The 9,440-nt window shown below is 68.5% G+C and carries 9 protein-coding genes; 7 read left to right on the forward strand and 2 right to left on the reverse strand.

Annotated elements, in window-relative coordinates; all coding sequences use genetic code 11:
• The first annotated feature begins 191 nt into the window (after positions 1 to 191).
• The 4 genes from ACFWXC_RS52635 to ACFWXC_RS52650 all read left to right on the forward strand — a co-directional run bounded on the left by ACFWXC_RS52635 (position 192) and on the right by ACFWXC_RS52650 (position 3,113).
• Positions 192 to 1,289: an LLM class flavin-dependent oxidoreductase gene (locus ACFWXC_RS52635; protein ID WP_384491423.1), complete on the forward strand. Its 1,098-nt coding sequence runs from the start codon at positions 192 to 194 to the stop codon at positions 1,287 to 1,289.
• On the forward strand, positions 1,286 to 1,939 hold the full coding sequence (locus ACFWXC_RS52640) for an FMN reductase (protein ID WP_384491425.1): 654 nt from the start codon (positions 1,286 to 1,288) through the stop codon (positions 1,937 to 1,939). The genes ACFWXC_RS52635 and ACFWXC_RS52640 overlap by 4 nt, the downstream gene beginning before the upstream one ends.
• A 183-nt stretch (positions 1,940 to 2,122) precedes the next feature.
• Positions 2,123 to 2,683, forward strand: coding sequence for a TetR/AcrR family transcriptional regulator (locus ACFWXC_RS52645; RefSeq protein ID WP_384491428.1), 561 nt, complete (start codon positions 2,123 to 2,125; stop codon positions 2,681 to 2,683).
• 274 nt (positions 2,684 to 2,957) lie between these two features.
• Positions 2,958 to 3,113: a hypothetical protein gene (locus ACFWXC_RS52650; RefSeq protein WP_384491430.1), complete on the forward strand. Its 156-nt coding sequence runs from the start codon at positions 2,958 to 2,960 to the stop codon at positions 3,111 to 3,113.
• Between the two features lie 4 nt (positions 3,114 to 3,117).
• Here ACFWXC_RS52650 and ACFWXC_RS52655 read toward each other — a convergent pair whose 3' ends face one another.
• Entirely contained in the window at positions 3,118 to 4,782 is a 1,665-nt protein-coding gene (locus tag ACFWXC_RS52655; protein ID WP_384491432.1) for an acyltransferase, read from the reverse strand.
• 1,286 nt (positions 4,783 to 6,068) lie between these two features.
• Between ACFWXC_RS52655 and ACFWXC_RS52660 the strand changes: the two genes are divergently transcribed.
• Together ACFWXC_RS52660 and ACFWXC_RS52665 are read left to right on the forward strand one after the other, a co-directional pair.
• Entirely contained in the window at positions 6,069 to 6,854 is a 786-nt protein-coding gene (locus ACFWXC_RS52660; RefSeq protein WP_384491434.1) for an MIP/aquaporin family protein, read from the forward strand.
• Positions 6,855 to 7,110: 256 nt separating this feature from the next.
• Positions 7,111 to 7,983, forward strand: coding sequence for an NAD-dependent epimerase/dehydratase family protein (locus ACFWXC_RS52665; RefSeq protein WP_384491436.1), 873 nt, complete (start codon positions 7,111 to 7,113; stop codon positions 7,981 to 7,983).
• Between the two features lie 278 nt (positions 7,984 to 8,261).
• Here the strand turns inward: ACFWXC_RS52665 and ACFWXC_RS52670 are convergent, their stop codons facing one another.
• Complete coding sequence (locus ACFWXC_RS52670; protein WP_384491438.1) at positions 8,262 to 8,738, reverse strand: DUF5994 family protein; 477 nt, start codon at positions 8,736 to 8,738, stop codon at positions 8,262 to 8,264.
• 291 nt (positions 8,739 to 9,029) lie between these two features.
• On the opposite strand from ACFWXC_RS52670, the gene ACFWXC_RS52675 reads away from it, so the two are divergent.
• Positions 9,030 to 9,440: DUF5994 family protein (locus tag ACFWXC_RS52675; RefSeq protein WP_384491440.1), on the forward strand; the 411-nt coding region annotated here is incomplete at its 3' end.

The raw sequence follows: 9,440 nt of genomic DNA on the forward strand, positions 1-9,440 counted from the left end.
CCTCCACCAACCAGCTCCTCGCCGAACTCGCCCAGAACTGGACCACCGACAACGGCACCAAGATCATCAACATCCTCATGGAACTCCTCCCGCAGAGCTGAACCGGTCACCACGGGGTGAGGTGCGGTGGCGTGGGCGACCCCCACCCCGCACCCCGCCCCGCCAGCACTTGTCCCGCCCAGGAGGGCTCCATGCAGTTCGGCATTTTCAGCATCGGTGACGTCACCGCCGACCCCGCCACGGGCCGGCCGCGCACCGAGCACGAGCGCCTCAAGGCGATGGTCGCGACCGCGGTCCACGCCGAAGAGGTCGGCTTCGACGTCTTCGCGACCGGCGAGCACCACAACCTGCCGTTCGTCGCATCTTCACCGACCACCCTGCTCAGTCATATCGGCGCCACGACCGACCGCCTCATCCTGTCGACATCGACCACACTGATCACCACCAACGACCCGGTGAAGATCGCCGAGGACTACGCGGTCCTCCAGCACCTCGCCGACGGACGCGTCGATCTGATGATGGGCCGCGGCAACACCGGCCCCGTCTACCCCTGGTTCGGCAAGGATGTCCGCCAGGGCATCCCCCTCGCCGTCGAGAACTACGCGCTGCTGCACCGGCTGTGGCGCGAGGACGTCGTCGACTGGGAAGGCAAGTTCCGCACGCCCCTGCAGGGGTTCACCTCGACGCCGCGTCCGCTGGACGGCATCCCGCCCTTCGTGTGGCACGGCTCCGTACGCAGCCCCGAGATCGCCGAGCAGGCCGCGTACTACGGCGACGGCTTCTTCGTGAACAACCTCTTCGGGCCCATGAGCCACTTCACGAAACTGATCAACCTCTACCGCGAGCGCTACGCCCACTACGGTCACGGCACCCAGGAACAGGCCATCGTCGGAGCCGGCGGCCATGTCTTCGTACGCAGGAACTCCCAGGACGCCGTACGCGAGTACCGCCCTTACTTCGACAACTCCCCCGTCTACGGCGGCGGTCCGTCGATGGAGCAGTACATGGCGCAGACCTCCCTCACCGTGGGCAGCCCACAGGAGGTCATCGACAAGACGCTGACCTTCCGCGACCACTTCGGCCACTACCAGCGCCAGATGTTCAACATCGACATGGCCGGACTCCCGCTGAAGACCGTCCTCGAACAGCTCGACCTGCTCGGCGAGGAAGTCCTCCCCACGCTCCGCAAGGAGTTCGCCTCCGGGCGCCCCAGCGACGTTCCGGACGCTCCCACCCACGCATCTCTGCTCGCCCGACGCGCCACGCAGCCCGAGGAGGCGGCCAAGTGAACACGAACGCGAACACCGTCGAGCCGCTGCACCTCGCGGTCGTATCGGCCGGCCTGAGCGTCCCCTCCTCCACGCGGCTGCTGGCCGACCGGCTGACCGAATCGGTCCGCACACAACTCACCGACGCGGGACGCGAGGTGGAGATCCACATCGTCGAACTGCGCGACCTCGCAGTCGACATCGCCAACAACCTCATCACCGGCTTCCCCTCCGCCGCCCTCGCCGAAGCCATCGAGACGGTCACCTCCGCGGACGGCCTGATCGCCGTCACCCCGGTCTTCTCGGCGTCCTACAGCGGACTCTTCAAGTCGTTCTTCGACGTCATCGACAACGACGCCCTCACGGGCCAGGCCGTACTGGCCGCGGCAACTGGCGGGACGACGCGGCACTCGCTCGCCCTGGAGCACGCGCTGCGTCCGCTCTTCGCCTACCTGCGCGCGGTCGTCGTACCCACGTCGGTGTACGCGGCTTCCGAGGACTGGGGCGGTAACGGTGATCCCCTCACCGACACGCTGCCCCGCCGGATCGTGCGCGCGGGCGGCGAGTTGGCCGGGCTGATGCGCCAGCGCGTGAAGTCTGCGGTGCCGGCGACCGGCGACACCGCCGTCGTCCCGTTCGCACAGCAGCTGTCCGCGCTGCGATCCTCCTGATACGCATCATGGGGAACGGGGATCGCGGCTGATGGGCGACCGTCTTCTTGCATCGAACCGCTACGTCGAGGACAGGCCATGACTCCAGTTGTGCCGCTCCCCCGACGAGCGTCTGTGCCGGCGCAACTTCCGTCGCTGCAAGTGGGCGTGCCGGCCGGGCAGTCCGCGCAGACGGGCCGGCCGATGCGTGCCGACGCTGTACGCAACCGTGCACGCCTGCTGGAGGCCGCGGCCCGGCTGGTGGCCCAGAACGGTGTCGAGCACGTCACCATGGACGCGGTCGCGCGTGCCGCCTCGGTGGGCAAGGGCACCGTCTTCCGGCACTTCGGTGACCGGTCCAGACTCCTGATGGCTCTCCTCGACCAGGCCGAGCAGGGCTATCAGGCGTCCTTTCTCACCGGGCCGCCACCGCTTGGGCCGGGCGCCCCCGCACTCGACCGGCTGGAGGCCTTCGGGGTGGCCACCATCCGATACCTACTGGCCCACAGAGAACTCGGTCTCGCCGCCGCCCCACCGCCCGAGCGCCGCTTCTGCGCCCCGCCTGTGGCCGTCCGCCGCGCCCACATTGTCAGTCTGCTGCGGGAGACGGCCGCTGCCGGCGACCCGGAGCTGCTTGCCGAACCACTGCTGGCCTTCCTCGATACCTCCCTCCTCAACCACCTCGTCCACCGACGCGGCATCCCTCAGGAGCGTGTGGAAGCCGGGTGGCAGGCCCTGTTGAAGATCGTGAAGAGCTCGGGGTGACGGCGGTTGAGGCCCTTCCGGACGGCTGAGCACGGATCAGCTCGCCAGCACCGGTGAACCCTCACGAACCGGCACGGGCCTGTACCGGTGCAGCGCTGGGCTACCGCACCCCCATCGAGTACGAATTACTCTCCGAGAACGACACTATCCCGGCTGCCGGTTAGTCACCGAGACTGGAGCCCAAATGGTGGGGCGGGTCAACCTGTCACCCCAACCTGCAGCAGACCCCATTGAGCCTCGCTTCGCACTGGGGTCGGCCAACTCGCGGCCGGGCATGGCGATTTCGCTCGAAGCGGGAGTCACCGCTGATGCCCTCACGCCCCAGCAGATGTGCCGGTTCGAGGAGATCGGCGAGCTGATCAGTGCACCCTTGCACCGGGTCGAGACCGCCGAGACCGTCCCGGCGATACTGCCCTGGCGCCGCCGGTAGGGGGTCAGCTGATGAGTCGGGGCGGCTCCGGGCGGTGGACACCGCGCGGGCGGTAGCCGAGGTCGTCGGACCGGCCCAGCAGATCGGCCAGATACCAGACGATGGCCAGCCACATCTCGGTACCCTGAAGGCCCGGCTCCAGACCGGGCCCAGCGGCCCCGGGACCGAAGCCGAACCCCTTGCCGTCGCGCCACCGGGACAAGGCCGCGGTCAGCTGCCCCTCGGCCCAGACACGTATCTCGGCCGCACGATAGCCCTCACCCCCGGTTCCCGTCCCGGGCTGCCGGGCGCACAGCCACAACGGGTGGGCGACATCCAACACATTGCAGGCGTTCTCCCGCCCCGACCCGAAGTACCGGGGGTCGCGGGCGTGGTCCAGGACTGAGTCCACGACCCGTTCCGGATGCGGGACCGGCAGCCCGAACTGGGCGAACGAACCACGCGTCAGCCGGTAGTAGCCGTTGACGACCTGCAGCCGCCCGGCCTCGGCCGACGGGCTGCCCCACATGCCGCTCCAGGGATCGTTCCGGGTCAAGAGCCAGCCGAACAGCGCCTCCAGCGCACCGCTGCCCTGCTCGCCGTGCGACAGGTTCCAGCGAGCAGCGGTGGCCCAGGCGTCGATCCAGGCCCCGGCCCCCCACGCACCGTCGTGCCACGGCAACTCTTCCAGGCGCGCGACGAGCTGAGATGCCGTCATCTCCCGTACCCCGCGCACGGGATGAGGGAAGGAGGAGCCCAGCAGATCGAGCGCGTACCCGACCGACAGGATGTGGTAAAGCTCCACCCCCTCGCCGACGAAGCCGTCACCGCCCGCCCCCGGAAGCGCCTTGCCGAGCTCCGGCACCAGGCCGGTGTCCGGCTCCTGGACCGAGCCCAGCCGTCTCACATGTTCGTCGGCGGACAGTTGCTCCGGCGCCGAGCTCAGCAGCAGGTCGGCGATCTCCACGGCGTCGCAGTGTGCCCGTACGGTGGGCGCCGTACCGGGGCGGTCGACGTAGTGGCCGCCGTCCCAGCAGCGGGCGAGGATGTCGGCGGCCTGTGCGCGGGCGGTGTCGGCGAACCGGGTGAGGGGATGGCTCCGCGGTGCCGGCGCGGCAGGGGTGCTCCGCCGATCGCGCAGGGGGCGTGCCGGGTTCCCCGCGGCCACCGTCCACGCCGGAAGATCCTTGGTCACCACCGCTCCGGCGCCGATGACGCAGTGGTCGCCGATGCTCACCCCGTCCACCACGACCACGTGGGATCCGATCCACACGTCGTCGCCTACCTTGATCCCGCTACTGGTGAGCGGCTGCTGGAAGACCGGGCCGTCAGGAGCCATGGAGTGGTTGAAGCCAAGCAGTGAGGTGTGTGCGCCGATCCGCACGCCGTCGCCGAGGACGACCGTGCCACGCACCGTGGTGAACGGATTGAGCGTGCAGTCCGAACCGGTGGTCAACTCCCCGGTGACATAGGCATGAGCGGCGATGTACGAGTCGTCCCCGAGCCGCAGCCGGTCAGGGAACACCGCTGCGGACTCGGCGACGTAACACCGATCCCCGATTTCGCTGTGCCCAGCGATCGTCTCCTGCCGCTCCCGCTGGGCGAGCCGCTGGTCCTCGCTCGCGGACCCGGCGAACAGCCAAGGACAGTGGTCGAAGTGCCGCACGGACAGCTGCTGTTGGTGATCCATGCAACGAACGCTAGGCAGAGGCACGCCCGTACAGGAAGGGCCGAGTGCGCGTGCGCAGGCTCAGTCGCAGTCGACCCGGTTCTCCATCACCTCCACCAGCCCAGCAACTTGAGCACCCACTCCCGTTCCTCTCCGAACCCCACCAACAGGTCGACCTCCGCAACAGGCTGGCAGGAGAACAGCTCGTCCGCCGCCTTCGCGCGGGCCAGGGTGACGGTGACCAGGGCGCGGCAACCGGCGGGATTGGGAGTGCGGAGTGTGGGGCAACCTGGGCGACCGGGCTCACACCCGCGCTTGGGCGACACCTCCCGGAGCGTGGCCGGCGGACACCATCCGCCGTCCACGTCGTGCCGGCGCCATCCGCATGGGGGGGCGCTCCACACATCGAAGGAACGACCGAATGTCGGCCGTGAGCCGGGGCAGTCCAGCTCGTACATCAGGCCCCCGCCTCCAGTTCTTCCCTCGACCCTGCGAGGGATTACAACAGATGAGCCTGCAGATGCCGGCGGACGGCGTCGTGCTCGTCATCGCCCCTGCGTGGGATCCCAACCTCAGCCCTGCAGCCGGGCCCCGGTGATGCCACGCCTCGCTCCGTGGGACGACTTGGTCGCCAGCCACGAACACGCGGCGATCCGCAACCGCCGGCCAGACCTACTCAGAAGAGACGGGCGTACATCCGTCAAGCCGAGAGCGAGTGTCCGAACGCCGATCCGCGTGGTTCATGGCCTCCCCTTACGTGTCCTGGTCGACATGCGTGTACCGGCGCGTACACAGCACCAGCTGGTCCTTTAATGGTGAGCGACGCGCTCATCGACGTCGTGGTCCGCACCCTCCGATGGATGATTGTGCGTTGGCAACAAGCTCTCGCGATGGATACGTACGGTCCGGACATGGTCGCCGCCTCATCGCCTGCGCACGCTGTCCTGGAAGGAGGCTTCCTTCGCTCAGCGTTCCCTCTCCGCCGCCCGCTCGTCGTGTTGCCTCCCGCGCTCTTCGTCACGTTGGCGGCGGCGTTGCTCGTCGCGGGCGTACCAGGCGTCATAGTCCGCGGGGTTGGCGAGGGCGCGACCGTCATGGGCGTGCGGAACGGCGGACGGTCGTCATGAGTCCGACCAGGGCCGAGGACGCCGCCGAGGAATCTGATTCAGGTCCCCGGCGCTTCGCCATCGAGATCCCCGGCGAAGTCCCGAACTGATGCAAGGGTCAGGTGTCGACCTGTGCGTTGTCGTCGTTGTGCAGGTATTCCGGAGTCGTCCCTGCGGTCGGCACGTCAATGCCTGGAGATCATGCTGAGTACTGTTCCTTCTGTTCCTCGCCGTCTGCCGCTGGCTCGTGTCGCCGACGAGTTCGTGCTCACCACGGTCTTGCTGTTCCTGGCCGTGACGGTCGTCCGGTGGCTGCGTGATCCGGACTCCCCCCTCTACATCGCCGATCTGAACATCGCACTCGCCGTCACCGGCGTCCTCAGCGGAGCCATCCTCACCGGGCTGATCTTCACCCCGCCCGGCAGGCGCAGCGGGGGCCACATGAATCCCGCCGTGACGGTCGCCCTGTGGCTGGTGGACGCCTTCCCCGGTGGCAGCGTCGCGCCCTACATCCTTGCCCAACTCGACGGCTCCGCGGCCGGCACGGGCCTGGCGCGCCTGGTATGGGGCCCTGCGGTCTCCCTCCCGTCGGTCGCCCACGGCGCGATCAGACCCGCGCCCACCTGGGAGCCCGCAGCCGTCTTCCTCGCCGAGGCAGGAGCCATGGCGGCCCTGATCCTCGTCGTCGGCTACTTCCTGGCCCACCCCCGCCTCACTCACCTGCTGCCCTACGTCATCGGAATCTCCGTCGCCACGGTGATCGCCCTCCTCGGCCCCCTCAGCGGAGGATCCATCAACCCCGCCCGTCAACTCGGCCCCGCCGCGCTCTCCGGCCAGACCAAGGACCTGTGGATCTACCTCATCGTGCCAGTCCTGGGAGCAGTCATCGGAGCCGCGATCTATCACCTGTTCATCTGGCGGTTCAACGCGTGCCGACCTCTGACCTACAAGCTGACGGGCGACGAAGCGCGTGAGGCAAACGACTGAAATCAGTATCCCGGCCGTCGCCATGCGCCAGCGGTCCTCCCGTCCGAGACCAGTCGCGACACCGGCACCGGCGGGGCCACAGCCGGACGGCCGGCCCGAGCACGCGGATCGCCCGGTCCGAGCGACAGCCAAGGCAGTCGTCGGCTTGAGCCACGTCAGCACTATCCATTTCCGAGAACTTTGATGCGATATCGCTAAGATTGCCCCGATTCGTTTCTAGGCGGATTTCCGGAACAAGCGGAGGACCGAAACTTCCATGCGCGTCTTCGTTGCCGGTGCGACCGGTGCGGTTGGCCGACTGCTCGTTCCACTACTGTTGGACGCGGGACACCAGGTCACCGGAATCTCCCGCTCGCTTGCGGGAACCGACCGAGTACTGCGTCAAGGCGCGTCAGCCGTTCAAGCAGACGTACTCGACCGGGACGTTGTCCGCCAAGTAGTGGCAACGGCCGCACCTGACGCGGTGATCGACCAGCTCACCGACCTGTCGGACGCAGATGGGGAGGCAACCAACCGGCTGCGCCGGGAGGGGACGCGCAATCTGGTGGATGCGGCCAAGGCTGTCGGCGTGCCGAGGATTGTCGCCCAGTCAATCTCCTGGGCGTACGCGCCGGGCGAGCAGCCGGCCGATGAGACCGTCCCCCTCGACCTCGGGGCTCCGCAGCCGCGAGGAGGGATGGTGGACGGTATCCAGGCGCTAGAGGAAACAGCGACCGAGTTGGACACGGCGGTACTGCTGCGATACGGCGTCCTGTACGGCCCCGCCACCTGGTACGCGCCTGGCGGCCCCGTAGCCGCAGCCCTGTCCGGAGATCCGGCCGCCCGTTTTCTCGGGAGCGTCGAGGCGGATCTCTCCGTGATCTCGTTCATTCACGTTGCCGATGCCGCATGGGCCGCCGTCGAGGCCCTTGACTGGCCGACTGGGCCGGTCAACATCGTGGACGACGAACCCGCGCAGGCTCGCGAGTGGGTGCCGGTCTTGGCCAGCGCCCTCGGCGTGCCCGCACCAGAACCCACATCAGGCCAGCAGAGCTGGGCCCGAGGAGCTTTCAACGGCCTGGCCCGCTCACGTGGATGGCAGCCCGCGCATCCGACGTGGCGGTCCGGCTTCGCAGCACAACTCGCCTAGGTTCTGTCCGGTCGGACCAGGCGCACGACTGGTGAGACAGTTACTGGTCGGTGAAGTGGCTCTGTCGGTGGGCTTGTTCCTTAACGTCCCGATGATCAACGGGACGTTAAGGAACAAGCTTCAGCAGCGGCTTCCCCGCGGCAGCTGTCGGCGCTACCGTCATCCGACCACTGTCCAACCGTCGAACGGCAAAATCGGACCCCGTCCAGGTACCGCTTCACGGCAACCAAGGTGGTATGCGTGAAAGGCTGCGGCAGGTCCCAGTTCAACGACCTGGCCTATTCGGGTTCGGGCGTGGTGGCGATGAGGATCTGTGCGGCCTGGGTGATGTTGTCGGCGCGGACGGCGCGGGCCATCGCTTCGCGGGCGGCGTCGGCTGTGGCGTCCGGGGGAACCACCAGCAGCGCGAAGTGGTCGTTGTCGCCTCGGGTGATGAGGACGGTGTCGTCGCCGACTGGGTCGGAGTCGAGGTGCACGACCTGGTTGTCGATGACCAGGCGGGTCGGGAGCCCGTTCCAGGCGGACGCGTCCACGCCCACCCTGGTGATCGGCCCGAGATGCCCGGTCAACACGCTGATCAGCGCGGGCAGCTCGGTCTCGATGTCGCGCGTGCGCGGCCACCACGCGCCGTCCAGGAGCCCCTCCCGGGACCGCTTGGTCTCCAGCCTCAGCAGGGCCGTACCCGGTTTGACCGCCTGGTGGATCGCATCCGGCAGCAGCAGTGGGGGCGTGTGGGGGAGGTCGGTATCAGGCATGTGGGTCCGCCCGTCTACACGGTGCGGCCGTGCGTCGTCGCAGTTCCCGGCCGATGCCGACGCCGGTGCCCGGTCGGCGACGTGCACGAGCCCGCCGTCCTTTCACGATACTCCCGCCGCCTGATCCAGCGTCCGCCGGAAAGTACCTGGTCACGAGGGTCATAGCCCGCCGAACAGGCGTACGGTGAAAGCACCGGAGGTACTTCGCACACCGGCTTTCACGCGGGTGTCATTTCCGGCGACCACGAAAAACCGGGCTGCCGCAGGGCAGCCCGGGGGCAGGTCCGCATCATGACCACGACCCTCGACCGGACCGCGCCCCGCGACCTCGCCGCAGACCTTCCGGCACGCTTGTCCCTCACCCCGAAGACCCCGCTCGCCGGCCAGCTGGACGGGGCCTGGTGGCCCTACTCCCGCGACCTCGAAGCCGAGCTCCCCCCGCTCGCCGCCGCCCTGGAGGAACCCTGGGGGCGCATCACGCGCGTAGCCGTGAACCCCACCCGCTGGCCCGTCGTCCCGCACACGGTTGCCGTTGACGGGCGCATGCTGCACGTGGGCTGGTTCACAGAACAAGACCCCGACAAGCTCATCCTGCTCTCCTACGCCATCGGGCGCTGGGACCTCCTCGTCATCCCGCCCGAGACCGCACCCGCAGCTGCGGCCCGCCTGATGGCCGCCGCAGCGATCCCGGGCAGCGTCCTC

Origin of the sequence: Streptomyces sp. NPDC058683, assembly GCF_042716195.1 — a bacterium.
GTDB lineage: Bacteria > Actinomycetota > Actinomycetes > Streptomycetales > Streptomycetaceae > Streptomyces.

Excerpts from the sequence above, each read along its gene's own strand:
- ACFWXC_RS52635 (WP_384491423.1), top strand. The coding sequence starts at position 192 with ATGCAGTTCGGCATTTTCAGCATCGGTGACGTCACCGCCGACCCCGCC.
- ACFWXC_RS52645 (WP_384491428.1), top strand. The coding sequence starts at position 2,123 with ATGCGTGCCGACGCTGTACGCAACCGTGCACGCCTGCTGGAGGCCGCG.
- ACFWXC_RS52650 (WP_384491430.1), top strand. The coding sequence starts at position 2,958 with ATGGCGATTTCGCTCGAAGCGGGAGTCACCGCTGATGCCCTCACGCCC.
- ACFWXC_RS52655 (WP_384491432.1), bottom strand. The coding sequence starts at position 4,782 with ATGGATCACCAACAGCAGCTGTCCGTGCGGCACTTCGACCACTGTCCT.
- ACFWXC_RS52660 (WP_384491434.1), top strand. The coding sequence starts at position 6,069 with ATGCTGAGTACTGTTCCTTCTGTTCCTCGCCGTCTGCCGCTGGCTCGT.
- ACFWXC_RS52665 (WP_384491436.1), top strand. The coding sequence starts at position 7,111 with ATGCGCGTCTTCGTTGCCGGTGCGACCGGTGCGGTTGGCCGACTGCTC.
- ACFWXC_RS52670 (WP_384491438.1), bottom strand. The coding sequence starts at position 8,738 with ATGCCTGATACCGACCTCCCCCACACGCCCCCACTGCTGCTGCCGGAT.